We start from the raw sequence: 26689 nt of genomic DNA on the forward strand, positions 1-26689 counted from the left end.
GCCTGTCCCCGGTGCGTTAAAGTGCCAGAGGATAGGTACTTTTTTTATGTATCCAGCTTGACTATGTGGAGAAAAAGAGATAAACTCAAGAACGATCATAAAAGAACTGTTCTATTTAGAACTATTTAAACCTATTTATAAACGGAAGAGTGGTGATATTTGAATGGAGAGTGAAAATCAAAGATTCATGCGTTCAACACAACTATTGCGTTCATTTTGGAACGTGCAGAAGAATTTGATGCGATTTGTTCAAAAGACCGCAATAGAAAATGGTTTGTCAATCCCACAATATTCCATTTTGATGACGATTGCACCTCATAAGGAAATGATACAAAAGAGCCTTGGAGAGAAAACATTTCTTCCAAAAAGCACACTGAGCCAAGCAGTCGACGGACTCGTTCAAGCAGGTTGGCTTAATCGTCAGCAAGTGGAAGGCAACAGGCGGGAGATGCAGTTGTCGCTCAGCGAAAAAGGAGAAATATTTATTAAAACGATTCAATTGCAGGAAGACGGTGTTCATCAAACATTCCAATCCGCAGTTGAATCGCTCACTGAAAAGCAGTGTGAAGAGCTGCTTAAAGCGAATCTGCAAATTGCTACTTATTTAGAAGCGCGAGCAACAGAACAAGGAGAGGATACGAAGTGATTAAATTACTGAAAAACTTATCCATTTATAAGTGGATTGTTGCAGCGGTTTTCGGTCTTGTGTTCGTTCAATCCATGTCGGACCTCTTTTTGCCTACATTAATGGCGGACATTATCGACAAAGGAGTCGTAGTAGGAGATACTCCTTACATTTGGGAAATTGGTGGCTGGATGCTGCTAGTTTCAGCAATAGGCGCTTCTGCCTCTGTTATCGCAAGCTATTATTCATCTAAAGCGGCGATGGGGCTTGGACGCGATATTCGCCGGAAAGTTTTTAATCATGTTGAAAAGTTTTCGCTTCAAGAGTTTGACGAAGTGGGAACGGCGTCACTTATTACACGAACGACTAATGACATCACGCAAGTTCAGCAAGTGGTTATTATGATGCTTCGTATGGTTATTAGCGCACCTATTATGTTAGTCGGCGGCGTCATTATGGCTGTGTCAAAAGACGCTAAATTATCACTCGTCCTTGTCGTCACAATGCCTTTTTTGATTGGTTCGATCCTACTTATTTTGTATAAAGGGGTGCCTATGTTTCAAACGGTGCAAAAACGATTGGATCGGTTGAACCTTGTATTACGAGAAAACCTAACGGGAATTCGTGTCATTCGTGCCTTTAATCGTGAATCTGAAGAGAAAGTACGTCTTCAGCAAGCGAATAAAGAGTTGACTGATATCTCGATTAAAGTGAATAAAGTCATGGCATTCATGATGCCCGTGATGATGCTCATCATGAACTTGACGGTTGTCGGTATCATCTGGTTCGGCGGGATTCGCATCGATAACGGTGGAATGCAGATTGGGGACTTGATGGCGTATATCCAATATGTGATGCAAATCATGTTCGCGCTTGTCATGGCTTCTATGATGTTCATGATGGTGCCGCGCGCTGCCGTATCAGCAAAACGGATTAACGAAGTTCTTGATATGGAACCGGCATTTCGAGATGAAGGGACAGCAAAGGCGGATCGTGAACATGGTACCCTTGAATTTGACCATGTGACGTTCAGTTATCCGGGAGCAGAAGAACCAGCATTATCAGATATTAGCTTTACCGCAAGTCCAGGTGAAGTCACTGCCATCATCGGTGGAACAGGTTCAGGGAAATCAACGCTCGTCCATTTGATTCCTCGTTTTTATGACATATCAGGTGGAACCATCCGCGTCAATGGTGTTGATATCCGTGAGGCATCGCAAGAGGAAGTCCGTTCGAAAATTGGCTTTGTACCGCAAAAGGCCATGCTCTTTACAGGTACGATTGCTGATAACATTCGTTTTGGAAAACAAAACGCCACACAGGATGAAATCGAGCATGCAGCTCGTATTGCGCAAGCGGAAGATTTTATTAGTAAAATGAAAGGCGGCTATCAGGCAGACATCGAACAAGGCGGCTCGAATTTATCGGGAGGACAAAAACAGCGGTTGTCCATTGCGCGGGCTCTCATTCGAAAACCAGATCTTTATATACTCGATGATAGCTTTTCTGCCCTTGATTTTAAAACAGATGCTAAACTTCGCGCCGCGCTGAAAGAGGAAACAAAACATGCGACGGTGTTACTCGTTGCCCAGCGTGTTAGTACGGTCGTCGAAGCGGACCGAATCATCGTGTTAGACAAAGGGCGCATAGCTGGCATAGGTACACACGAAGAGTTGCTTCAGACAAATGACGTCTACCGTGAAATCGCCCTGTCCCAGCTCTCAGAGGAGGAAATCGCATGAGTAATCAAAAAAAACCTCAAAGCGGCGGGCCGATGGGACACGGTCCAGGCGGCGGCAACATGATGATGATGGGACAAAAAGCAAAAGATTTTAAAGGGACGCTGAGACGTCTGTTAACCTATTTAAAACCGCGCCGTAACCAATTGCTCGCCGTTTTCTTCGCCGCCATCTTAAGTACAGTCTTTATGATTGTTGGTCCTAAAATTATGGGGACGGCGATTACGGAATTATTTGAAGGCGCCTATGGGAAGTTTCAAGGAATACCGGGAGCAGCTATTAACTTTGATAAAATTGGCCAGATTCTTCTCGTTCTGGCTGGACTATATGTCTTCAGCAGCTTGTTCAATTATGTACAGCAGTACATTATGTCCAGTGTTGCACAAAACACAGTGTATGACCTTCGAGAAGACGTCAATAAAAAGCTTGAGAAACTTCCGCTTCACTACTTTGACGGGCGTCCGAACGGAGAAACACTGAGTCGTATGACAAATGACATTGATACAATCGGCAGCACACTCCAACAAAGCTTGACGCAGTTTATCACATCTATTGTTACGATCGTTGGGATTATCATTATGATGCTGTCGATCAGTCCGATACTGACGTTAATTTCAATTGTCAGCTTGCCGATTTCCATTTTTGTGATCCGGCCTATTTTGAAAAGGTCTCAAAAGCATTTTGCGGATCAACAGCGTACACTTGGTCAATTAAATGGGCACATTGAAGAGATGTACACCGGTCATCAAGTTGTGAAAGCATTCGGACATGAGAAAAAGGCTGGCGCTCAGTTTGATCTGGTCAATGAAGAATTGTATGAAGCGGGACGAAAAGCTCAGTTCATATCGGGGATTATCATGCCTATGATGTTCTTCATTGGGAATTTAAGCTATGTTTTAATCAGTGTAGTCGGCGGGATTTTAGTGACGCAACGTGCTATTTCAATAGGTGATATTCAAGCATTTATCACCTATTCAAAGCAGTTCACACAGCCGATCACACAAACGGCTAACATTGCAAACATCATTCAGTCAACCGTCGCAGCAGCTGAGCGCGTCTTTGAACTGCTCGACGAAGAAGAAGAAACAAAAGAAATAACGACAACTAGCTTAACGAGAGCACAAGGCGCTGTTACTTTCGAACACGTGGACTTTGGATATGGAGAAGACTTGTTAATTGAAGATATGAACATCGAGGTCTTGCCAGGACAGACGGTCGCGATCGTTGGGCCGACTGGCGCTGGAAAAACGACGATGATTAATCTTTTGATGCGGTTTTATGAATTGAATGGCGGGAAGATTAAGCTCGACGGTCTAGATACATGGGAGATGTCTCGACATGATCTAAGGGAGAGCTTTGGAATGGTGCTTCAAGACACATGGCTCTTTAATGGAACGATTAAAGATAATATTGCTTACGGAAAAAGCGGCGTAACAGACGAAGAAGTTTTCGCAGCAGCTCGCACAGCTCATGCTGATCATTTCATTCGCACGTTGCCCGATGGATATGAAACCATTTTAAACGAAGAAGCATCGAATATCTCACAAGGACAAAAGCAACTTCTGACTATAGCGCGAGCTGTCCTCGCAGATCCACCAATCATGATATTAGACGAAGCAACATCGAGTGTGGATACGCGGACTGAAGTCTTCATCCAACAGGCGATGAACCAGTTGATGGAAGGGCGAACGAGCTTTGTTATTGCCCATCGACTCTCAACGATTAAGGATGCTGATTTGATTCTTGTGATGGACCAAGGAAAAGTGATTGAGCAAGGAACGCATTCAGAACTCTTAGAGAAAAATGGGTTCTACGCAGATCTTTATAACAGTCAGTTCTCTGAAAAAGCAGGATAAATAGGAAGGGGCTCGTTTCCAAATGGAAATCGAGCCTTTTTTATCTTGAATGATCATCCTTTTTTCTTTACGATCTTCGTCAAAACGAATGGAAACATTACCGCCTTCGTTCGCATACTTTAATGAAAGGAAAGAGGGTGGTGGAAAATGACTGACTATAGTATAAAGATACATAATGAGCTGCAAGCTTGGAAAAGAAAAATGATCAAACAGTCAGGCCTTATAAATCAAGTATCTAAGAAAGCACAAATGAAAGTAAACGAGCTAATTCCGGAGAAAGTCCATAAAATGATGACAGTAAGTATTAAAAGTATGGTAAAGACAACACTTGTTGGTTCAAATATAACGACTAACAGGCGGCAGGCAACAGGATTGAGTCTTTATGAAAGGGATGAGCTTTTCAAGAAAAAATTATTATCTTTTCGGAAAACAGCGGTTATTGAAGGAGCTGGGACAGGCGCAGGTGGTATTTTGCTTGGTCTTGCTGATTTTCCGTTGCTTTTATCCATTAAAATGAAGTTTTTGTTTGAGGCAGCTGCTGTTTACGGGTTTGATACGAATGAATATGAGGAACGTCTATTTATTCTTCACGTGTTTCAGCTTGCTTTTTCAAGTGATGAAAAACGAAAGGAAATGCTGCATATTATTGAAAATTGGGAAGAACAACGGAAGATGCTTGCCGATATAGACTGGCGGGAGTTTCAGCAGGAATATCGGGACTATATTGATTTAGTGAAAATGTTTCAATTGATTCCAGGTATTGGAGCGGTTGTAGGGGTGTATGCAAACTATAATCTTCTCGATCGTCTAGGGGAAACAGCGATGAATGCCTATCGGCTGCGATTATTAAAAGTAACTCCGTGATACGGACATAGCAAGTAGGATCTGTTTCTTAGGCGGCATCGCTGTTTCTTTTTGGCTTAAGTTGGCGGGATTACTATTCCAAATCGACCAGCCCATATAAATTAGGAATAACAGTCTGATTGCATAAAAGATCGTTTGCAATATAGGGATGGTTAACACAATGGCAGAGACGCCGAGCACAGCTAATAAAATGAGTAAGGTATCGCAAAGTGATAACGAGGATGGTCCCTTTAAACTTCGACTGGGAGGCTCCTTGATTAAAAATAAAGACGTTTTGGGCACCAAGTGGAAGGATTAACCCGAACGCTAATGCGATGCCGTGCAGTAATGCGGCTAACATAACACTCTCTTTTGTTATTCAACAGGATCAACTAGCTGGAAATAAAATTGTTTCGTATTTTCGTATAGTATATCGTACACTTCCTGCGCTTCCGTCTTTTTGATGGAAGCGATTTTTTCTATCGTGTGATGAATCATTTTTGGATGGGTCATTTTTCTCTTGAAGGGGCCTTCAAATGACCAAGGCCCATCCGTTTCAACCATCATGTGTGACAATGGATACTGTTTGACGAGCTGTTGAGTTTTCTGTTCGTACAAGACATCAGGTGTGATGGAAACAAAATAGCCGTTGCTCGTCATTTGTTCCATCGTTTTCTGGTCACCTTTAAACCAATGAAAATGGGCTTTAGTGATTGAGTGTTTCTCCAGCAGTGTACAGACGATAGGCGCGTCTTCATGAACAGCATGAAGCACAATTGGTTTATTTAGCGCCACAGCCTGCCAGATGAACTGTTCCAGTATTTCAATATACGGTTCTATTGGAATGCGGGAATCTTTTTTCCTCAAATAATAGGGCAGTCCTACTTCTCCAATGGCCGCCATTTCTGCATGGTGTTTCTCGATAAAAAGCTTTAGTTCATTCAATTCTTTTTCTCCGGGCAGCGCTTGTTCCGGATGAAATCCGAAAGCTGGCTTGATCCGGTTGTCTTTTTGGGACAATGATAAGTTGGCTTGAGCAGAAGCAAGATGCTGTGACACAGAAATGAGTGCTTGCACTCCATATTTTTTCATATCCTTTAAAATGATGGCCTGTTCGGCTGCATGATACAAGTCTAAATGAATGTGGGCATCAATAATTGAGTGCTCCATTGGAATCCTCCATTCACAGTCAATCAATCAATCAATCAATCAATTTCTCTAATTAGCAAAGGAGTTGCCCAAAAGTCAGTTACTCACTGATCTTCGGGACGGCCCTTTTGCCGTTTTATTCAAATATATACGCAAGCGCTTTAATGGCCTGGTCGACGGTTACGACTGTGGCATTTGCTTTTCTGGATAATTCTTTTAATGGATGATGCAGTGCTTCCGGACGGATTAGGATGAGCGGTTTGCCGAAAGAGACGGCCGCACTCGCATCCATAGCCGTGTTCCACTGCTTGTACTTCTCACCGAACAGCGCGATGACAAGATCCGCTTTTTGTATGAGCACTTCTGTGCGCAAATTATTGAAGCTTGATGCCGCCGCATCGCGGAAGATGGCGTCGGGTTGTTTGCCTAGGATCTCTTCTCCGATATCATCGGAACGGCCGTGGTCTTCCATTGGGCCAACAAAGTCGACAGGGAGTTTGAGCGCTTCTGCTTTTTGCTTAATTTCTTCCCGCCAGGAACTGTGAATTTCTCCAGCCAAGTAAACAGTTAATCTCATCATTCATCCACCTAACATATATTTCCTTCAGTATAGCATCGTTTTCATTTCTTTGCTGTAACACTTTTAAGTTGATAAACAGTAAGTTACAGCATAATATAATAGTGAGTACTCACTCATTAACTCACTAATTTACTGAGGAGGGGAAATAGTGGAAACGATAAAAGTGCGTGTTTCGATTCGTCACGTCTCAAAACAATTTGGAAAGCAGCAAGTACTGAAAGAGATTAGCCTGGAAATCATGGAGGGTGAAATATTTGGTTTATTAGGCCCATCAGGTGCTGGCAAGACTACGTTAGTTAAGCAGCTAGCTGGGTTAGACACTCCGACATCAGGAGAGAATTTTCTGCTTCAAGAAAAAATACCGTCTTTAAAGCTGATTGAAAAAGTGGGGTATATGGCTCAATCCGATGCCCTTTATGGAGAACTATCAGCCAAGGAAAACCTTCAATTTTTTTCAGCTTTGTACGGGTTGAAAGGAAAACAGCAGCAACAAAGAATAGAAGAAGTGATGAAGCTTGTTCACCTTTCAGATCACCTTCATAAGCTCGTCTCCAATTACTCTGGAGGAATGAAAAGAAGGCTGTCGTTAGCGATTGCCCTTCTTCATGGGCCTGAAATTTTGATTCTTGATGAACCGACTGTAGGCATTGATCCAGTGCTGCGGAAAAGTATTTGGGAAGCTTTCAATGAATTAAAGAATAAAGGGACGACTCTTATTGTTACAACACACGTCATGGATGAAGCGGAAAAATGTGACCGGTTAGGAATGATTCGGGATGGCCGTTTAATTGCAGTTGGTACTCCAGAAGAGTTAAAACAAAAAACAAATTCCGCGACGATTGAAGAAGCGTTTCTTGTATATGGAGGTGCTTAATATGAGGATTACGGCGTTAGTTATCAGGATTTTGCGGCAGATCGTCCGGGATAAGAGAACGATGGGATTGCTTATTTTTGCTCCGATCCTTGTATTGACTATGCTGCATTTAGTCTTTAACGGCAATGATTATACTCCGAAAATTGGATTTGTTCATATTCCTGAACCCATAGTGGATCAAATCGATGTGTCTGATGCGAAAATCACTGAATATAAGAATGAAAAAGAAGCGAAAGAAGACTTATCCTCTCAAGAGATAGACGGTTATTTAGTATTTAACAATCAATCACCTGCTGTCTTTTTGGAAGGCAGCGATCCTACTGTCAACGGAGCTGCTATTAAATGGATTCAAACGGCACTTAAACCTTTGCAGGGAAATGACACTGCCTTAGAGCCTAAGGTGAACTTTCTCCATGGTTCTGCTGAGATGGGCCAATTTGATTATTTTGGACCCGTATTACTTGGATTTTTTGTATTTTTCTTTGTGTTTTTGATCGCAGGCGTTTCATTCTTAAGGGAACGAACAACTGGAACGCTTGAACGGCTTCTTTCTACGCCGTTGCGAAAATGGGAGATTGTCACAGGGTATGTACTTGGCTTTGGAATTTTCACGATGATTCAAACAACGATTATTGCCGCGTATACCATTTATGTATTAGATGTGCTTATGGAAGGTGCGTTTTTGTATGTGCTGTTAATCATCTTGCTGCTTTCTTTTACAGCTCTCACACTTGGAATATTATTATCATCATTCGCTAATAATGAGCTGCAAATGATTCAGTTTATCCCGATCGTCGTCGTGCCGCAAATTTTCTTTTCGGGGTTGTTTAACTTAGAAACTATATCTGAATGGCTAAGTTGGATTGGACCTTTCACTCCTTTGTATTATGCTGCCGATGCATTAAGAGATGTCATGGTCAGGGGCTATGGGTGGGATGAAATTTACAGGGATGTCTTTGTCTTGTTGGGCTTCTCTATTTTGTTTATGATAATAAACATCTTGGCACTCAAAAAATACCGGAAAATATAAGAAGTGAAGGAGCTCGAAATGTCTCAACAAGATAAAATGATAGAAGAATTATTCCATAATGCGGAGGAGTTAACAGAAAAACAGAAGAAAATCGTAGCAGCTGCTATTGAGTCGTTCGCGGAAAAAGGGTTTGCTGCAACGTCTACAAGTGAAATCGCCAAAAAAGCGGGTGTAGCAGAAGGAACCATCTTTAGACATTATAAAACGAAAAAAGATCTGCTTATGGCTATTGTTGCCCCAACGATGGCAAAGCTGATCGCTCCATTTGTAATAAAGGATTTTAATAAAGTATTGAATCATGACTTTGATCACTTTGAAGACTTTATAAAAGCAATTATCGAGAATCGAATAAAATTTCTTAAAAATAACATGCCGCTTTTTCGGATAGTCATTCAAGAAATTCCTTTTCAGCCAGAGTTAAGGGAACAATTTAAAGAACATATTGCCCAGAAAATAATTGAACGGCTTAGACAGATTGTTGAACATTACCAAGCAAAAGGGCAAATCATTGGAATGCCGCCTGACACGATTATACGAGTGACGTTATCGACTATTTTCGGCTATATCATTGCCCGTTATTTGCTCGCGCCGGAGGAAGAATGGGATGACAATACAGAGATTGAAAGAACGATTCAATTTTTAATGAACGGATTATCTCCTGAAAAATAGATTTGGGGGAAACAGCGATGAATGCCTATCGATTGCGGTTATTAAAAGCGTCATTGCTTAACTGACAACCTGCTAACTATACTGAGATACGTGATTTTAGGGTCCTATTTCATTCAGTGTTTGACTTATGCAGAAATACTTGTTTAAATAAAGATAACAAAAAACGGAAGGTGGAAAAGTACATGATTTTATAATCCTGTTATGAAAAAAATATTCGTTATCATTTGCGAAACCATTTTCTGAACGGGATATATCTGTGCTTTTTCCTAAAACTAAGCCTTAAAAATGGATGAGTGTAGTACGATCTTTTTCTGTTCAGAAAACTGTCATCTTTTAACGATGCTTTTTTGAATAGGATTAGTAATGTACTTATATAGACAATCAGAAATTTTGATGATGGTTTTTTACATTTCTTTTTGTTCTGTACTCATTGCCTCCTATTCATAAAAATGAATAGGAGGTTTTTTGTTTTTATGAAAAATCAATAATGAACTTTTATCCCGTCTATTAAGAATCAATCTATTACGCGGAGGAATTATATGAAACCTAAAATAAATACGAAAGCTATATTAATTACTTTCATGATTGGTGCATTTTTTGCCATATTGAACGAAACACTGCTTAATATTGCTTTAACAAAGCTAATGGTTGTATTTAATGTCGATGCTCCAACTGTCCAATGGTTAGCGACTGGATTTATGCTTGTTATGGGCGTTTTAATGCCTATGTCTGCCATATTAATTCAATGGTTCACGACAAGACAAATGTTTATTGGGGTCATGACTGTTTTTTTAATCGGGACCATTATTGCTGCTTGTTCGGTGAATTTTCCCATGCTGTTAACCGGCCGTATGATACAAGCTGTCGGTACTGGACTGTTAATACCTGTTATTATGAATGCTCTGCTCTTACTTTACCCACCAGAAGTCCGCGGGAAAATCATGGGAACCTTTGGTTTAGTCATTATGTTTGCTCCAGCAATGGGTCCTACCTTATCAGGAGTTATCGTTGATATGTTAGGCTGGCGCTGGCTATTCATATCCGTTATTCCATTTACACTATTTTCAATAGTATTTGCGTTAAAGTATTTACAAAATGTCGGTGAGGTCACACGTCCTAAAGTAGATGTTCTATCTATTATCCTCTCTTCAATTGGCATAGGCGGAATTGTGTATGGCTTTAGCAGTGCCGGGAAGAATCCAGAAGGGTTTCTATCAGCAACGATTATTTCCATTATCTTAATCAGTTTGGTCAGCCTGCTTTTATTTACACTGCGCCAATTAAAGTTAGAAGAACCTTTGTTAGATGTTCGGGTATTTAAATATAAAAGTTATGCACAAGGAGTCAGTGTTTTTGTCATTGTTATTATGGCGATGTTTGCTTCTGAAATTGTGATGCCAATGTATTTGCAAGGGCCTCTCGGATATACCGCGAAGGTAGCGGGATTATTGCTGTTGCCGGGTGCGTTATTAAACGGTCTAATGTCACCGGTGATGGGTACGTTATTTGATAAGTATGGACCTAGGAAATTAATCATACCCGGTACGATCGTGTTAATCGGAGTCATGATATTCTTTAGTAATATCAATCCTTCGATACCAATATGGTCTTTCATTATTGTCTATATACTATTGATGCTGTCTATTTCGGCGATCATGATGCCAGCTCAAACGAATGCGTTAAATGAATTGCCAAAGCATTTATATCCGCATGGCACAGCCATTTCGAACACATTGCAGCCTGTCGCAGGGGCACTTGGTGTTTCGATCTTTGTCAGTATCATGACCCAAGGCAGTAAAAGTCATGTTGAAGAACAAACAGCCCCAATAACAGAGCAATTAATGAATGAAGCGATGACTGTCGGTGTACATCATGCCTATTGGTTTGCATTAGGTTTATGTATTGTTGCTTTCGTTATCACTTTATCTATCAAAAAAGCTATCGCTCCGGATTTTGATACAGATGATAATTGAGTGATAGAATCAGTGATAAAGGCAATAAAAAAACGGATTTCTTGATGTAAGAGAAATCCGTTTTTTGGTGTTCTTTTTTGATCGTCTTTTGTAATATCAAAGCTAATGTGAAGAGAACTTTGAAACAACATGAGTAATTTTTATCCAATGGGGGCCTCTCCACTAGGCCAACTGTTGCTCAGCGAATTCACGATATAATTCATGTGATTGTATTAATTCGTGATGTGTTCCGATGCCGGTTACTTGTCCTTTTTCGATAAAAACAATTTTATTCGCATCGACAATCGTGGATAATCGATGGGCGATGACGAATGTCGTGCGACCTTCCATTAATCGTGTGAGAGCTTCTTGTACGATACTTTCTGATTGGCTGTCTAAGCTTGCCGTTGCTTCATCCATCATGAGAATTTTAGGATCTCGTAAAAAAGCACGCGCAATGGCGATACGCTGTCTTTGCCCGCCTGACAATTTCACACCACGCTCTCCAACTTCGGTGTCTAGTCCTTTTGGGAATTTTTCGATAAATTGATCTGCGTATGCCATTTTTGCAACTTCCCATAGACGTTCAGCCGCTATTTTTTCGGGGTTCTTTAAGCCATAACATAAATTTTCACGAATCGTCCCAGCCATCATGGCACTTTCTTGAGAAACGTAACCGATTTGGCTGCGCCATGATGCAAGCGATAATTCGTTAATAGGAGTTTGCCCGATTCGTATTTCACCTGCAGTTGGTTCGTAAAACCGTTCAAGCAATCCGAACATCGTCGTTTTCCCGCCGCCGCTTGGTCCAGCGAAAGCAATCATTTCACCAGGCTGTGCTTCTAATGAGATATTTTCGAGTACAGGTTCATCCTCACTATAAGCAAATGACACATTTGAGATACGCATCGGCTTGTTTGTAATATCCATTTCTAAACCGTCTTGTCCATCTTCTAACGACAGTTCTAAAATGTCGATAATTCGCTCTGTTGCTCCTTTTGCTTTTTGTAATTGAGTAAAGAACATCGCAAAGGATGTGATCGGCATAATAATTTGGAATAAGTAAAGCAAAAAAGCAACGAGTGATCCCGTCGACATCGACCCATTTGCCACACGCATGCCGCCGTAACCAATAATCATTACAATAACGACCATGATGACAAGGTACATGATAGGTGCGATTAAGGCAAAAATCCGTGCTTCTTTTAATCCGAAGCCCAACAACTTTTCGATCCCTGTTAATCCTCTTGCTTCTTCGTTTTGTTCAGCGGTTGAGGATTTCATTAAGCGGATTTCACTAAGCGTTTGTTGGATATGTCCTGTAAAAGTGGCGGTTTCATCTTGTAAACCACGTGAGACTTTTGCCATCTGTCGTCCGAGCGGAATCATAATCACCAATGTAATTGGAACAGAAATTAACATGAGAAGCGTCATTTTCCAATCCATTACAAGTAAGATAATAATGGCACCGATAATAGAAACAATTCCTGTAATAAATTGTGGGAAGTGATTCGAAATTAAATCCCGCACAACGCTTGTATCATTAACGACCCGACTTACGGTTTCCCCGCTTGATTGTTTATCAAAATAGCTGACTGGTAATCGAATCAGTTTTACCCACATGCGATCGCGTAATCTTGCCACTATTTTTTGGCCAACCAGGCTTAGCAAATAGATAGAGACTCCACTAATCACCGCTTGGATGATAAAGGCTACTCCAATGCCGATCATGAGAGGAATGCTTAATGATGCCACTGGGAAACCATCTACTAAATTCTTTGTGAGTAAAGGGACAACAAGGCCTGCAAGAGTTGTAAGTAAACTTGCCGTTAATCCGATAATGAGTGCTACCTTAGGGATATTGGTTGATAAAATAAGAGAGATAAATGGCTTTAGGCCACTTTGTTGTTTTTCCAATGCTTGCAGCTCCTATCAATGTGATCTTTCTTTATAGTAGTGGGGAGTGAAGAGTTCCTACGTGCCTAAAGCTCTTCACGGTTTCCTTTACATCCATCTTACTTTAATTTCAAAAAAGCGCCAGTATAAGAACCTTGCACAGCTGCAACTTGCTCAGGGTCCCTTCTGCAATAATCATTCCACCAGCGTCCCCGCCCTCTGGACCATTACGTTAACGGTAGACTTTATAATGAAAGTAAGAAAGGATGAAGCTCATGTACAGCAGGAAGGCTTTCTAAAAAGACGAATATTGCAGTGAGGACATTTCGCTTTTATGACGAGATCGGGTTATTGAAGCCTGCAAAAGTGGCTAATTCGGGATATCGCTATTATTCGAATGAGAAAAAAGCTGTAGCGATGGTAGACAGATTTACGATTAAACCGGAGAACTATAAGAAAAGAGTAGATCAGGTTTTTCCATGTTGTCTTTAAACGCAGACAGTACAAGGGAGGAGGTAATCATGCTTAAAGAACTTATTACTAAAACAGAGATGATAATTTAGTAAAGACATTATCTTTTATCAAAAGGAGCATAAAATGAACAGGTTTAAAAAAATGATCAAAAGCAGAGTATTTTTGCTTTTCCTTGTACTCATTGCATTTATTTATTTAAATAACAGTTCTTTTTTTATTAAACAGCCTAGTAGGGAACCTTTGCTTTTAGCTCACCGGGGGCTCGCCCAAACGTTCACAATGGAAGGCATTACAAATGAAACATGTACAGCTGAGCGTATATATGAGCCAGATCATCCTTACTTGGAGAATACGATTCCATCTATGGAAGCGGCGTTTCAATCCGGGGCTGATATCATTGAATTTGATATAAAACCAACCAAAGACGGACAATTTGCTGTTTTTCACGATTGGACTCTCGATTGTCGCACGAACATGGAGGGTGTGACGAAAGATTATACGATGGAAGAGTTGAAGAAAATGGATATTGGCTACGGATACACAGCCGATAATGGAAAAACCTATCCATTTCGTGGTAAAGGAGTGGGACTTATGCCATCACTTGAAGAGGTACTTACTCATTTTCCGGAACATTCGTTTTTAATTCACATTAAAAGCAACGATTCAAAAGAAGGGGAACAACTTGCTCAGTTCCTTTCTCAACTGCCAGCAAAACGTCTTAGTCAGTTGACTGTCTATGGAGGAGATGAACCGATTGCGGCTTTAAAAGAAAATCTGCCAGACATCCGAGTGATGTCAAAATCCACCATGAAAAGCTGCTTACTCCCATACATTGGCATAGGATGGACAGGATATGTTCCATCAGCCTGTGAACATACAGAATTGCATATTCCTGAAAAAATTGCCCCTTGGTTATGGGGATGGTCGAACAAGTTTCTTAATCGAATGGATAAAGTTGATGCCCGTGTCATCGTTGTAGGCGGGAATGGAAGTGATTTTTCAAGTGGGTTTGATCAACCTGAAGATATAAAACGTCTGCCAGAAAACTATACCGGTGGCATTTGGACTAATCGGATTGATAAAATCGCACCTCTGTATCAAAACGAATAAAAGAGAACGGGCTATCCTAAAAGTCAGTGAATAACGGAATGGGGAAAGCCCTATTCTTGTTTAAGAAAGTGTTTTAGTGTTTTTATATGATGATAATTCGTTAATAAAAAATATATAACAAAGCGATTGACTTTGACGTTGCGTAAAGGTGTATCGTTACATTTGTAAGGAGGTGAGCGGATGGAGTATACAGTGCAAAAGCTGGCTAATCTAGCAGGTGTCAGCGCCAGAACACTCAGGTATTATGATGAAATCGATATTCTTAAGCCAACAAGAATCAATTCATCAGGATATCGAATCTATGGACAATCGGAAGTTGACAAGTTGCAGCAAATCCTTTTTTACAGAGAATTAGGTGTAAGTTTAGACAGTATAAAGGAGATCGTAACGGCATCTTCCTTTGACGGTGCGGCCGCACTGAGAGAACACCGCGAAAAGCTCCTTGCGAAAAGGAAACAATTAGATTTGTTATTGGCGAATGTGGATAAAACCATTGCTTTAACAGAAGGGAGAACGAATATGACGGATAAAGAAAAGTTTACAGGGTTTAAGCAAAAAATGATCGATGATAATGAGAAAAAATATGGTGAAGAAATTCGACAAAAATATAGTAATGAAACGATTGATCAATCAAATGCAAAAGTAATGAATATGACCGAAGAAGATTATGAGGCGGTGACAAATTTAGAGAAACAAGTATTAGAAACATTAGCGCAAGCTTTTGAAAATGGCGATCCAGCTGGTGAGTTGGGCCAAAAGGCAGCTGAATTGCATAAGAAATGGCTCATGTACTATTGGAGTGAATACAGTAAAGAAGCACATGCAGGTCTCGCCCAAATGTATGTGGATGACGAAAGGTTTAAAGCATATTACGATGAAAAACAGCCGGGTGGGGCCGAGTTTTTAAGAAATGCCATTCATATTTATACGGGCATGAAAGGTTGAACAGAAAAGCATTGAATCATTTAATCTGAAGGAGACATTGATTTTAGATTAAATGAAAAAGGTAAAATGACGTGCTGAATAATTGGAATTTAGCACGTCATTTTAATTTTACTCTGCTAGCAAATCAAGTGTGTCTTTCGGACGTTCATTAAGATCTACGTTGCTAGAGCTTGCACGATACGTTCCATTGATGAGATCACCGAAGCCTTGATCGCGAAGAAGTTGAACGACTGGCTTAATGATTGAAATATTGTTATCGACAAGATAGGTCGTTTTTGTGCGGATCAATTGATCAAAAATCTCGCTGCGCGGAATGCCCGTTTCGGCAAAGACATTTTGGCTCAATAATAAGTCCATCAATGTTAAATCCGGGTAATCCTCTCCGGCAAAGGTAAGGTCGCTGTTTACCTGATACCAAAGGTCACCGCTCGGACGGATCCATTTTGGATGAAGGTTTTCAATACCATCTTTTATTTCACGTGCGGTCGTCAAGTATGTTGTGTTGCCGGTTTGTTTATACGTTTCTAGCAAAAAACGCATTTCCCCGAGTGCATGATTCAGGGACGCGTGCGTTTTCTTACTGCCTGTACCAATCTTATAATAATCGGCGATTAAGTAGCCGGATGGAGTTACAGATATCGTATTACCAAGGCTTCGCTGGTTGATCAGAAAGTCTGCATAACGCAAATTCGCTTTCGCAATTTGTGGAATATTGAGTGCTTCTCCTGTATTTTTCAAGAAAAGCGCTGCATTTTCATTAAGACGCGTATCTACATACGGAGCAGTTGTACCGTAAGCTTTTTTCAGCCATGTACTCGTATATTCTGTTTCGAAAACGGGGGTTTCTCCAGCAGTGACAGCACCGCCTGAAAATACATCAAGATCGGCAACAGCATTCACAACCAAGTCGTGAAGGTAGCGCTCTTGATTGCTGTTATAAGCGGTTAAATAAACGCCGCCCTGCAATCGGTTAATGTTACGCCCGTATCCCATTTGATGACTGGGCTCAATCGACCACGGCAATTTCGTATAAGCACCATCTGCTGTAAACCAGTTATTAATCGATCCGTATTCGAGAATTGTTCTCTTGAACCAGTCATTCCGATTTGTTTCGCTTGCGAACAGCGGTTGTTCGGACAGAAGTGCCCAGGATTCGGAAATGGCTTTCCCTTGAACTGACATATTCAATTGTGCCGTCACAAGATTTTGTGATGGATTCGTCAGTACTTGATAGCTTTCACGCTCATCCAGTAATTCTCGAATAACAGAACGCTGTCCGTTCGCATAATTCGTCTGGCGCTGTACGGAGATATAGTTTTTGCTCATCATCACTTCGTTTGTGACTTTGACTCCATTCTTCACTGATAAAATACCGGTTGGATGAGACGTTTTGTCAACGCCAAACGTATTATTATGCGATTGGTCAACGGTTCCATGTGCGGAATACTTGGCGATCGAATAATCATTTGACTGCTGGAATGGCAGAATCACAGAGGCCGAATACGTATTGTCGCCGTTGTGAAGGAATTTTGTAAAAGCAAATGTATCTCCATTATCGAGCTTGCGCAGCGTCACCTGCAGTGAGCCTAGCGGTTTTGAGGTGTTGCCCATATGATAATAATAATGTTCATCCGTTGATAAAACATGTGCCTCTGTCGTTCGTTTATCATATGTGAGCGGCACCCCCTTTGTATTCATCCGTACTTTTATGTACTGATCACTATGGATGGGAATAACGACTTCCTGATTATCAGCAGGCGTGGGATTTGGAACGGGTTCGGTACTGCCGTTAATTAGGTCAAGTGCTGTCATCATTCTGTATACAAAAACGGCCGACTCTCCGCGCGTGGCAATTTTACCTGGCTCAAATGTATCAACACCTGTACCTTTAATTAGACCATAATTTGTCATGCGCTCGACAGCGTCATACGCATATTTGCCGATTTTGACCGCATCTTTGTATGTAAGCGGAGCACGGTTTGTATAATTACCTTTCAGCTGCATCGCCCGGTCCAGCATGACTGCGACATCAGACCTTGTCACGGGCTGATTAGCAAGCGCTTGTCCATTCGCATTACCTAAAATGAGGCCCGCCTTTTTCGCTGCAGCAATATCCTCATAAAGCCGACTTGTCGGTGGGACATCCGGAAACGTAGATGTTCCCGCTGGTAAATCAAGAGCCCGAACAAGGTAAGCTAAAAACTGGCCTCTTGTCACTTCTGTATAAGGACGAAATGTCCCGTCTTCATAGCCCGAAATAACGCCTTCATTTGTGAGTGCTTCGATTTCTTTTTTTGCCCAATGGCGATCCACATCGCTGAAAAACTGGGCAGAAACGTGGAAAACGAACGTAAACACAAAAAGAAAAGCGGCTAAACTCCCTCCAACTTTTCGCATATGATCCCCTTTCTCTATTAAAAGATACAAAGAAATTATAACATGCTTGAAAATGGATGGTTCATGTTAAATTTTTATAACTAGTGAAATCATATAAATTGATTTTTTGGTTAGAGTGGAGTTTACTTCAATTGTTTTTTTAAGGATGATTTTTATCACCTAAGTACACACTAAAGGCATTAATCAGTTATCAGAAAAACAAGGAGGATTATTATGAAGGCAATTAATAAAGGGACTAATAAACTGATAACTGGTATTGTCTTTGGGGTTATTGTATTCTGGTTTTTTGCTCAGTCAATGGTCAACATCGTGCCGGCTGTACAGTCGGATTTAGGCATTTTGCTCGGCTTGTTGAATGTGACAATCAGTTTAACAGCCTTATTTTCCGGTATTTTGATCGTTGCTGTCGGGGGACTGGCAGATAAAATTAACTGTAAGAAAATTACATATGGTGGATTAATTTTGAATATTATCGGTTCTCTCTGCTTCATATTTACACAGGGAGCTGTGCCGCTCATTATTGGGCTGTCATTCAATGAAAAAGCTGTTCACAAAATGCCATTATAAAAAAGAAGGAGCTAATGGATATGAATTTTATTTCTATTATTATTCCGGCTTACAATGAAGAGGAGAACGTTCAATTAGTTTATGAAAAGATTAAAAAAGAATTTTTAAGCCTTTCATATGATTTTGAAGTGCTGTTTATTAACGATGCCAGTACAGATGGGACGCTTCAGCAAATTAAACAATTATCTACAAAAACGCCAAATGTAAAGTATATTTCTTTTTCCCGGAATTTTGGAAAGGAAGCTGCAATTTTTGCTGGTTTGCAGCATGTTAGCGGACGAGCGGTTATTATAATGGATGCTGATTTGCAGCATCCTCCCTGTTTAATCCCGGATTTAATGAAGGGATATGAAGAGGGATATGATCAGGTTATTGCTCGCCGAAACCGAAAAGGAGACCGTGTTTTCCGCAGGCTTTGCTCTGCCACTTATTATAAGGTGGTCAATAAAGTGGTCGATGTGGAGCTCAAGGATGGCGTAGGGGACTTTAGGCTTCTTAGCGAAAGAGCGGTTCAAGCGGCATTAGCGTTAAATGAAGGCCAGCGTTTCTCTAAGGGACTGTTTTCCTGGATTGGGATGGAACAGAAAATAATTGATTACGATAATGTGATTCGGGAAAACGGGGAAACGAAGTGGTCTTTTTCAAAATTGCTGAATTACGGTTTGGACGGAATTTTGTCTTTTAATAACAGGCCGCTCCGGGCTTGTTTTCACACCGGTGCTTTCATTCTAATGCTTTCCGTTGTGTACAGCATCATTACATTTATTAAAATTATGGAAAATGGGGTTGATGTTCCCGGCTATTTCACCATTATTACAGCCATTCTTTTACTCGGGGGCATTCAGCTTTTAAGCCTCGGTGTTATTGGTGAGTATATTGGCCGGATTTATTATGAAACGAAAAAGCGCCCGACTTATTTAATTCAGGAAACAAATATTATGAATGGAGTGCCTCATGAGAAGAACCGGCCAAGAATTTATCAGATTCATCGTAATCGGGGTAATCAATACCTTTAATTATTACATGATTTATTTGTTGCTTCATGCCATGGCAGTGTTCAGCTACATGTATTCTCATGTCATCGCTTTTTTATTTAGTTTTGTTCTTTCTTTTTTCTTGAATTCTTACTTTACGTTTAAAGTGAAACCAACGCTGGTAAAGTTTTTAAAGTTTCCTTTGTCTCAAGCTTTCAATTTTTCCATTTCTTCTCTTTTTATGTATGTGTTCGTTGAATACTTTCACATTAGCAGTACAATTACACCGATTCTCGCTGTATTTATAACGGTGCCGATGACGTTTATCTTGACAGGGAAAATCTTGAAAAAAGAGAGTGTCAGTGGATGAGAAAAAAGTTGATAATACTTATATTAATCAGCAGTATACTTCTGTCGGCAGCCGCTCATTTCTTTTTTTTGCAGGAATGGTTTAATGGCCGGTTTATGATAGGGCCCAATGATGGACTTTCACAAATAGTTCCATTTAAAACATTCATTTATGAAAATTATAAACAAGGTAACTTTTTTTATTCATGGCAATTTGGCCTTGGAGGCGGATTTTATAGTCAGTTAGCGTACTATTTTTCAACCTCTATTGTTTTTCTAGTGACAGCAGGCGTTGTTTTTTTTATGGAGTCTGTTCATATCATCAGCCCCCCGGATCTCCTTTTCTGGATGAATGCCACAATCATTGTCAGCATTCTTCGGTTAAGTTTCATTTTAATGGCAGCCACAATTGTATATCGGTACATGAACATCAATACAATAGCTGCTTTTACAGGAGCGGCTGTTTATGGATTGTCTGTCATGTATTTTCGCCATGTAATTTTTTGGGAATTTTTTGCAGACGCGATGCTTTGGGTCCCGCTTCTTGTATTAGGAATCGAAAAAATAATTCGAGAAGAGAAGCCGGGCTGGTTCATATTGACTGTCTCACTTATGCTAATCAGTAATTTTTACTTCGCTTACATAAATTTAATTTTTTTGTTGATCTTTGTATTATTTCGGTGGATGATTCCGTTGACGGAAGGTGAATTACATAAGTGGAAACAACTGAAGCTATTTTTTGTGAGCGGTTTGATTAGCTTTTGTATAAGTGCCATTTCTTTTATACCGGCCGTTTATGGGTATTTTAATAATCATCGTCCTCCCTATCAAAAAGAAGTACCATTATTTGATTTCAGTGATGATATTTTGTTTTCAAGCCGATACATCATACTGCCAGCTATTTTTATTCTATTAGTATTAACAGTTTCTATTTACCGGCATCATGTGTTTAAATTATTTGCCTATCTCAGCTTCTTGTTTATCGTCCTGCATTTCAGCCCATTGGCAGGAAGTGTCTTTAATGGTTTTTCAGCTCCGCAATATCGTTGGGAGTATTTACTTTCTTTCACAGCAGGGGGTTTAGTGGCAGCAGGTTTGCATCACTTAAAGGAAGTGAATGTTCGCTGGGTTCTTGCTTCTATGACAGGAGCTGTCGTTCTTTATATTTCTAGTGCATATTCTAAACAAAACACGCTGAAACCCTCTGTACAAGTGAGTGTCCTACTTATGACGTTATCCATTACGATTGTTCTTATTCTTTTATTCATCTGGAAAAAAAAGAACGGCGCTTTGCTGATGCTGCAAGTATGGGTTTTGCTGTCAAGTATTCTTGCGGTCAATGTTTATGGAAAATATATGATGTCTGAAAAAGGTCCTCTTCATACCGTCTCAAGTGAGTTTTTGAACAGTACGGAATACAATAGTCTGGAACAACGGCAGCTGCTGGAAGAAATAAAAAAAGAAGAAGGTCATCGGCTGTTTCGAATTGATTGGATGAATGGGGTGCGAAATAATACGCCAATTGTGCAAAATTTTAATGGGACGAGTTTGTATTCCAGTATTTTCAATCAAGAGTTATTGTATTTTTACTGGCATCATTTGAAAATTGATATGGGCAGAGAGAGTGTTAGCCGTTATGCTACGCTTGGCAATAGAGCGAATCTGCACAGCTTGCTGCAGGCAAACTACTGGTTGAGAGAGAAAAACAAAAACGTGAATGCACCGTACGGTTTTGAAAAATTCGTGGAATCCGAACATTATGTTGTATACAAAAATACGATGCCGCTTCCTTTTATACGGACAACGAAAAACGTGTTTTCTGAACGAGATTTACAGATCGCCTCTCCACTCGAAAGGGAACATGCGATGCTAGAAGGAGTCATATTGGGAAAAGAAAATCAACAGGTGAAAGGCTACACAAAAGAAAAAAATCTTATCAATGATGTTCTGATTGAATCAATAGGCGCAATCTACAAAAATAATATACTGACAGTTACAGAAAAAACAGGAGGAATAGACCTGATCCCTGAACAGCAGGTCGTAGGTGATGGCGATGTTTATATCAGCTTGTACATTGAAAATATCAATGGAAAAGGCTTTTCCCTTCAAGTAAACGACTACCGTACATCAAGAAAACACGGGGATTCTATTTACAAAACAGGGGTAAATGATTTGATGATCAGGGTCCCACAAAGTGAAAAAGTGTCCATTCGTTTACCGGAAGGATCCTACATCGTAAAAGAACTGAAGTTTTATAAAGAGGATTATCATGAACTTAGAAACGCAACAGAAAAAGCAGCTCACAATCTAAAATTCGAGTGGAAACAAAACAAACTATCGATTGACTTTGATAATGATTCTAGGGAAAAATATATGATACTGCCCATTCCTTATGAAAAAGGATGGGAACTACAGATAAACGGTGAAAAACAGCCGATCGAAAAAGCGAATTATGCATTTACATCTTTTGCTTTAAAAGAAGGAAAAAACAATATACACCTTATTTATTATCCTCCTTATTTTAAGCTGTCTCTTTTCATGACGCTTGCTGGACTTCTCACAGCGATGTTATTTGAGTTTTTTGTGAAAAGGCGAAAAAATGCCCTTCATTTAAAAAAAGAATAAAGGAATTATTGATTATGTTTTATAACTGTAATTATGTTAATTTTTCCTTTTTATTATAATGGCTGGACATGTCTACATTTTTGCCGAGTTTTCCTGGTGCTAAATAAACATTTTGAGTTTTAACTTCCTTACATTTCGTGTACAGTGTTGTAGTAGTACATATAAAAGGAAGGAGAGAGAAGATGAAGCGCTGGTTAATTTTAACTTTCGTTCTAATGGTGGTTTTTGTACTCGGTGCTTGTGGAAGCAGCAAGGATAACGAGGCAGAGACAACGGGCAACAGTGAAGAAACAGTTGGAGACGTGACAGTGAACGAAGAAAAAACAGATACGGTAAATGAGGATGCAGAACTAGCCGAAACGGCAATGGCGGAATTAACGAACGGAGAAGGACAAACAGTAGGAACTGCTGAATTGGAACAAACGGATGCAGGCGTTCTCATCCGTCTGGAAGCTTCAGGGCTGGAACAGGGAACGCACGGATTCCATATTCATGAAACTGGAAAATGTGAAGCACCGAACTTTGAATCAGCTGGCGGACACTTTAATCCGGCACATGCTAGCCACGGTGTTGACCATGAAAAAGGTCCACATGCGGGCGATCTCCCTAATCTTGAAGTAGGAAAAGATGGAGCGGCTCAAACAGAAGTGATAGCTGATCAAGTGACGTTAAAACAAGGTGAACAAAATTCACTACTTAGTGAAGCCGGAACAGCGCTTGTCATTCATGCGAAAGCGGACGATAATACATCACAGCCAGCTGGTGATGCCGGGGACCGTATCGCATGCGGCGTCATTAGTGAAGCGTTACCGGATAAATAATGAACGATATGATAAACTTTCAATGAATAATAAAAGAGAGCACTCATTATATCCCTTGAGTGCTCTTTTTTTATATAATAAAGGAATTTTGTATGCAGGAATTGCAGCGGAACTAGTTCTTGTTTTCTATGTAATGCGAAAGATTCCACACATCCGTCAGGAAATGAACAATCATCCCGCAATTTATTCGATGCTGCCCCAAGGGTTAACACGACGAATTATCGTGCTGCTTTCCATGATCAAAGAGGTAAAGTAGGGAGATGAACCGGATGAGGAAGCGCTTGAATTTATGTTAAGAGAATTTGAACCGGTCGAAGCACAAGTGGTCATTGTGCTGCATGAACCAATTGAAGCAACGATGTTTATGGGACGCAAAAAGTGTGTTTCAGAACTAGCTTTTCGGGTAGATGAACCAGAGAAATTGAAGTATTTGCTGGCAGAAAGTATTCGAAACGGAGTAAAATAGCTGGAAGCTGAGTAGCGAGTAGGAAGTGAAGATATACTGAAAAAGAAACATAAAAAAGAAGGCACTGCATGGGCGCCTTCTTCCAAGATCACTCTGCTTTGTTAGTTGGCAGATTTCGTCTTCGTTCTTCTTCTTCTTGAGCGATAATTTCGTTATCTTCCGCGTTGTCGCGCGTTACTTTTTGGGTCAAGATCGCGCCTACTGCTACTAAAATCATGACAGCAATGTAGTAGCCTTTTTCATTCAGCTGCAGGTTATCCGCATTGTAAAGACCGATTGAAAATAAAAATACGCCTGCAAAAAATGTGAAGTAGGCCAGTACGGTGAAAGCGGGGGTATTTCTTTTTCTGTACCGTTGCATCGTCATTCCTCCTTCATTTATTTTAAGTGTATTCATTTTCCATTTTAATAGAAGCTCCTATGATCATATCATGAAAAGAATCACATTGTTATATGAAGAATGGTTTATTTTGCATATTAAAATTGTATGTTTTATGCTGATAGCTGAAAGAGGTGCAGACGATGAAAAAATTTGATGCGATTATTATTGGCTTTGGTAAAGGCGGTAAAACACTGGCTTCAGCCCTTGTGAAGCAGGGCATGACAGTAGCAATCATTGAACGGTCTTCATCTATGTACGGCGGAACATGCATTAATATTGCCTGTATTCCGATGAAATCACTCGTGGAACAGGCGGAAAAATCAGTCAATTACGCAAAAGCGATTTCGAAAAAAGATGACTTAACGGCCTTTTTACGTGAGAAAAATTTTAATAACCTTGATCAAAAAGATGGAATTACCTTTTTAACCGGTGAAGCGTCGTTCGTTTCGCCGCATGAAGTAAAAGTCGAACTGGAAAGTGAAACGGTGACGTTATCTGCGGAGTATATTTTTATTAATACAGGTGCGGAGTCCGTTATTCCGCGTGAAGACCGAGATATTGCAGAAGCGATTCAGCAAACACTTGAGAAAAAAGGAATTCAATTTAAGTTGAATGTAAAAGTGAAAACAGTTGAGGGATCGCTTGTCGCATATGAAGATGGTGACGGGGAACATAAAATCGAAGCGGACGCAGTGCTTCTGGCAACTGGACGAAAACCGTATACAGAAGGGCTGAATCTGGAAGCAGCTGGTGTGAATATAACCGATCGGGGCACAGTACAGGTTGATGAAACACTCCGGACGAATGTGCCGCATATTTGGGCAATTGGTGACGTAAACGGAGGACCGCAGTTTACGTATATTTCAATTGATAAAATCCTGTAAACAAAGACTTCTTTTTTGAAGTCCATGTATACAGGATTTTTGTATAAGGAAAAGAACAGTTGATTAAATTTTTGACATTTTGATCTTTTTGTTAGTTTGATAAGAGAGAAGAGGAATTTTAGTTATGAAGAGAATTGCTATTATAGGAAGCAGCGGCGGGAAATCAGGAAGCTGAGTGGCGGCAATTGATTGTTATAAAACTTTACATAACTTTACAATCATCTCCATTCATATTAACGGCTATTTTACATTCTTTCGTTAAAATAGAAAAACGGGTTAAGTGAAGGGGCTGATTGTTCGATGAAGCGAGTGGAATTAAAAGAAGTTCGAAAATCGTATGATCGTCGGACAGATGTATTAAGTGGGATTGATGTAACGATTGAACCGGGTGAATTTTTCGTTCTTGTCGGTCCATCTGGCTGTGGAAAAAGCACGATACTGCGAATAATCGCCGGATTAGAAAATGTGACGGGTGGCGAACTGCGCATTGGTGGAAAAAGAGCAAATCACTTGTTGCCAAGCCAGCGCGACTTATCAATGGTTTTTCAAAACTATGTACTATACCCGCATTTAACGGTACAGGAAAATATAACGTTTGGACTTCACGTGAAAAGGTTGTCGAAAGCGGAGCAGAAACAGCGCTGCTTGGAAACGGCCGAAATACTTGGATTGACTGATTATTTGAAGCGTAAGCCGAAGGAAATATCGAGAGGACAGCGTCAACGCGTCGCTCTAGCAAGAGCCATTGTGACGCATGCACCGATTTGTCTGATGGATGAGCCGCTGTCGAATTTAGAAGCTAAGCTTCGGACAAAAATACGCTCTGAAATCCGTGGAATTCAGCAAAAGCTCGGTATGACGATGATTTATGTGACGAATGATCAAACAGAAGCAATGACAGTGGCTGATCGACTGATGATTTTAAACAGTGGTGAAGTGCAACAAATTGGTAAGCCGCTCCACATTTATAATTATCCGGTGAATACATTTGTTGCTTCATTTATCGGTGCACGGCCAATGAATCTCATTGAAGCTGAAGTGAGTGGTTCGTCACTAATTGTTGATGAATGGACTGTGCCGATGTCAGACATGATTGATTTGATTGGAAAGAGGAAAAGGGTGATGATCGGAGTGCGGCCAGAGAATATCCGTGCTGCTAGACAGGATGAACTCGGTTTTGACGTGACAGTTGCTAATGTGGAAGTACAGGGAACAGAAACGTTGATTACGTTTCATATGGGAAGTAGTGATCAATGGATTGCTCGCTTGGCAGGACAATGGAATCTTGAAGTGGGTAAATCGTTGTCGATCTATATTGAAGATCAGCACTTATGTTTTTTTGATACGAGCAGCAGTCAGCGTATTATTGGCCATGCTGAAAAGCTTGCTAATTTCCGGGGGGACCTGTCCGGTGAGTATACTGCATATAGAAATAAAGTTGAAGGGCTCGAGCAGGCAGTTGGGAGAGTGAATATATAGTCTC

General features: G+C 40.4%; 24 protein-coding genes and 2 pseudogenes. 20 read left to right on the forward strand and 6 right to left on the reverse strand.

What is annotated here, in order from left to right; genetic code table 11:
- Nucleotides 1-163 precede the first annotated feature (163 nt).
- The 4 genes from A3M5_RS0118235 to A3M5_RS0118250 all read left to right on the forward strand — a co-directional run bounded on the left by A3M5_RS0118235 (nucleotide 164) and on the right by A3M5_RS0118250 (nucleotide 5084).
- On the forward strand, nucleotides 164-646 hold the full coding sequence (locus A3M5_RS0118235; protein ID WP_018395212.1) for a MarR family winged helix-turn-helix transcriptional regulator: 483 nt from the start codon (nucleotides 164-166) through the stop codon (nucleotides 644-646).
- Nucleotides 643-2367, forward strand: coding sequence for an ABC transporter ATP-binding protein (locus tag A3M5_RS0118240; protein ID WP_018395213.1), 1725 nt, complete (start codon nucleotides 643-645; stop codon nucleotides 2365-2367). The genes A3M5_RS0118235 and A3M5_RS0118240 overlap by 4 nt, the downstream gene beginning before the upstream one ends.
- A complete protein-coding gene (locus A3M5_RS0118245) occupies nucleotides 2364-4220 on the forward strand; it encodes an ABC transporter ATP-binding protein (protein WP_018395214.1) in 1857 nt (618 codons plus the stop codon). The genes A3M5_RS0118240 and A3M5_RS0118245 overlap by 4 nt, the downstream gene beginning before the upstream one ends.
- A gap of 147 nt (nucleotides 4221-4367) precedes the next feature.
- A complete protein-coding gene (locus A3M5_RS0118250) occupies nucleotides 4368-5084 on the forward strand; it encodes an EcsC family protein (protein ID WP_018395215.1) in 717 nt (238 codons plus the stop codon).
- On the opposite strand, the gene A3M5_RS26235 is transcribed toward A3M5_RS0118250, so the two are convergent.
- The 3 genes from A3M5_RS26235 to A3M5_RS0118265 form a co-directional block, all read right to left on the reverse strand.
- Nucleotides 5067-5366 (reverse strand): LysE family transporter, encoded by a 300-nt coding sequence (locus A3M5_RS26235; RefSeq protein ID WP_502685424.1) that lies wholly within the window; start codon nucleotides 5364-5366, stop codon nucleotides 5067-5069. The genes A3M5_RS0118250 and A3M5_RS26235 overlap by 18 nt on opposite strands.
- Nucleotides 5367-5438: 72 nt before the next feature.
- Complete coding sequence (locus tag A3M5_RS0118260; protein ID WP_018395217.1) at nucleotides 5439-6233, reverse strand: TatD family hydrolase; 795 nt, start codon at nucleotides 6231-6233, stop codon at nucleotides 5439-5441.
- A gap of 115 nt (nucleotides 6234-6348) precedes the next feature.
- Nucleotides 6349-6789: a YtoQ family protein gene (locus A3M5_RS0118265; protein ID WP_018395218.1), complete on the reverse strand. Its 441-nt coding sequence runs from the start codon at nucleotides 6787-6789 to the stop codon at nucleotides 6349-6351.
- A 151-nt stretch (nucleotides 6790-6940) separates the two neighbouring features.
- Between A3M5_RS0118265 and A3M5_RS0118270 the strand changes: the two genes are divergently transcribed.
- From A3M5_RS0118270 to A3M5_RS0118285, 4 genes are all read left to right on the forward strand, one after another.
- Complete coding sequence (locus A3M5_RS0118270; protein ID WP_018395219.1) at nucleotides 6941-7666, forward strand: ABC transporter ATP-binding protein; 726 nt, start codon at nucleotides 6941-6943, stop codon at nucleotides 7664-7666.
- 1 nt (nucleotide 7667) lies between these two features.
- Nucleotides 7668-8696: an ABC transporter permease gene (locus A3M5_RS0118275; protein ID WP_018395220.1), complete on the forward strand. Its 1029-nt coding sequence runs from the start codon at nucleotides 7668-7670 to the stop codon at nucleotides 8694-8696.
- An 18-nt stretch (nucleotides 8697-8714) separates the two neighbouring features.
- Nucleotides 8715-9365 (forward strand): TetR/AcrR family transcriptional regulator, encoded by a 651-nt coding sequence (locus A3M5_RS0118280; protein WP_018395221.1) that lies wholly within the window; start codon nucleotides 8715-8717, stop codon nucleotides 9363-9365.
- Nucleotides 9366-9904: 539 nt separating this feature from the next.
- Nucleotides 9905-11338 (forward strand): MDR family MFS transporter, encoded by a 1434-nt coding sequence (locus tag A3M5_RS0118285; protein ID WP_018395222.1) that lies wholly within the window; start codon nucleotides 9905-9907, stop codon nucleotides 11336-11338.
- A 162-nt stretch (nucleotides 11339-11500) separates the two neighbouring features.
- On the opposite strand, the gene A3M5_RS0118290 is transcribed toward A3M5_RS0118285, so the two are convergent.
- On the reverse strand, nucleotides 11501-13234 hold the full coding sequence (locus tag A3M5_RS0118290) for an ABC transporter ATP-binding protein (protein WP_018395223.1): 1734 nt from the start codon (nucleotides 13232-13234) through the stop codon (nucleotides 11501-11503).
- A gap of 270 nt (nucleotides 13235-13504) precedes the next feature.
- Between A3M5_RS0118290 and A3M5_RS26900 the strand changes: the two are divergent.
- From A3M5_RS26900 to A3M5_RS0118305, 3 genes and pseudogenes are all read left to right on the forward strand, one after another.
- Nucleotides 13505-13705: pseudogene (locus tag A3M5_RS26900) on the forward strand (MerR family DNA-binding transcriptional regulator); the annotation flags it as partial.
- 105 nt (nucleotides 13706-13810) lie between these two features.
- Nucleotides 13811-14797, forward strand: coding sequence for a glycerophosphodiester phosphodiesterase family protein (locus A3M5_RS0118300; RefSeq protein ID WP_018395225.1), 987 nt, complete (start codon nucleotides 13811-13813; stop codon nucleotides 14795-14797).
- 180 nt (nucleotides 14798-14977) lie between these two features.
- Nucleotides 14978-15742, forward strand: a complete 765-nt coding sequence (locus A3M5_RS0118305) for a MerR family transcriptional regulator (protein WP_018395226.1) — start codon at nucleotides 14978-14980, stop codon at nucleotides 15740-15742.
- Nucleotides 15743-15850: 108 nt separating this feature from the next.
- Here the strand turns inward: A3M5_RS0118305 and A3M5_RS0118310 are convergent, their stop codons facing one another.
- The gene (locus A3M5_RS0118310; RefSeq protein ID WP_018395227.1) at nucleotides 15851-18139 is read right to left on the reverse strand and encodes an S-layer homology domain-containing protein; all 2289 of its coding nucleotides are present in this window, start codon (nucleotides 18137-18139) and stop codon (nucleotides 15851-15853) included.
- Nucleotides 18140-18352: 213 nt separating this feature from the next.
- On the opposite strand from A3M5_RS0118310, the pseudogene A3M5_RS0118315 reads away from it, so the two are divergent.
- The 7 genes and pseudogenes from A3M5_RS0118315 to A3M5_RS25565 form a co-directional block, all read left to right on the forward strand.
- Nucleotides 18353-18664 (forward strand): annotated as a pseudogene (locus A3M5_RS0118315) (MFS transporter); the annotation flags it as partial.
- Between the two features lie 56 nt (nucleotides 18665-18720).
- Entirely contained in the window at nucleotides 18721-19722 is a 1002-nt protein-coding gene (locus A3M5_RS0118320; protein WP_026221803.1) for a glycosyltransferase family 2 protein, read from the forward strand.
- A 7-nt stretch (nucleotides 19723-19729) separates the two neighbouring features.
- Nucleotides 19730-20050 (forward strand): GtrA family protein, encoded by a 321-nt coding sequence (locus A3M5_RS0118325; RefSeq protein WP_018395230.1) that lies wholly within the window; start codon nucleotides 19730-19732, stop codon nucleotides 20048-20050.
- Entirely contained in the window at nucleotides 20047-22653 is a 2607-nt protein-coding gene (locus A3M5_RS0118330; protein WP_018395231.1) for a YfhO family protein, read from the forward strand. The genes A3M5_RS0118325 and A3M5_RS0118330 overlap by 4 nt, the downstream gene beginning before the upstream one ends.
- A gap of 182 nt (nucleotides 22654-22835) precedes the next feature.
- Nucleotides 22836-23474: a superoxide dismutase family protein gene (locus A3M5_RS0118335; protein WP_018395232.1), complete on the forward strand. Its 639-nt coding sequence runs from the start codon at nucleotides 22836-22838 to the stop codon at nucleotides 23472-23474.
- A gap of 22 nt (nucleotides 23475-23496) precedes the next feature.
- Nucleotides 23497-23730 (forward strand): hypothetical protein, encoded by a 234-nt coding sequence (locus A3M5_RS23285; protein ID WP_155894735.1) that lies wholly within the window; start codon nucleotides 23497-23499, stop codon nucleotides 23728-23730.
- Nucleotides 23731-23763: 33 nt separating this feature from the next.
- Entirely contained in the window at nucleotides 23764-23940 is a 177-nt protein-coding gene (locus tag A3M5_RS25565) for a hypothetical protein (RefSeq protein ID WP_018395234.1), read from the forward strand.
- A gap of 88 nt (nucleotides 23941-24028) precedes the next feature.
- On the opposite strand, the gene A3M5_RS0118350 is transcribed toward A3M5_RS25565, so the two are convergent.
- Nucleotides 24029-24301, reverse strand: a complete 273-nt coding sequence (locus A3M5_RS0118350) for a YiaA/YiaB family inner membrane protein (RefSeq protein ID WP_018395235.1) — start codon at nucleotides 24299-24301, stop codon at nucleotides 24029-24031.
- Nucleotides 24302-24462: 161 nt separating this feature from the next.
- Here A3M5_RS0118350 and A3M5_RS23290 point away from each other — a divergent pair, with 161 nt between their 5' ends.
- Complete coding sequence (locus A3M5_RS23290) at nucleotides 24463-25206, forward strand: FAD-dependent oxidoreductase (protein WP_018395237.1); 744 nt, start codon at nucleotides 24463-24465, stop codon at nucleotides 25204-25206.
- A gap of 300 nt (nucleotides 25207-25506) precedes the next feature.
- Nucleotides 25507-26685: an ABC transporter ATP-binding protein gene (locus A3M5_RS0118365; RefSeq protein ID WP_018395238.1), complete on the forward strand. Its 1179-nt coding sequence runs from the start codon at nucleotides 25507-25509 to the stop codon at nucleotides 26683-26685.
- Nucleotides 26686-26689 lie beyond the last annotated feature (4 nt).

This window comes from Bacillus sp. 37MA (assembly GCF_000372765.1).
GTDB lineage: Bacteria > Bacillota > Bacilli > Bacillales > Domibacillaceae > Domibacillus > Domibacillus aminovorans.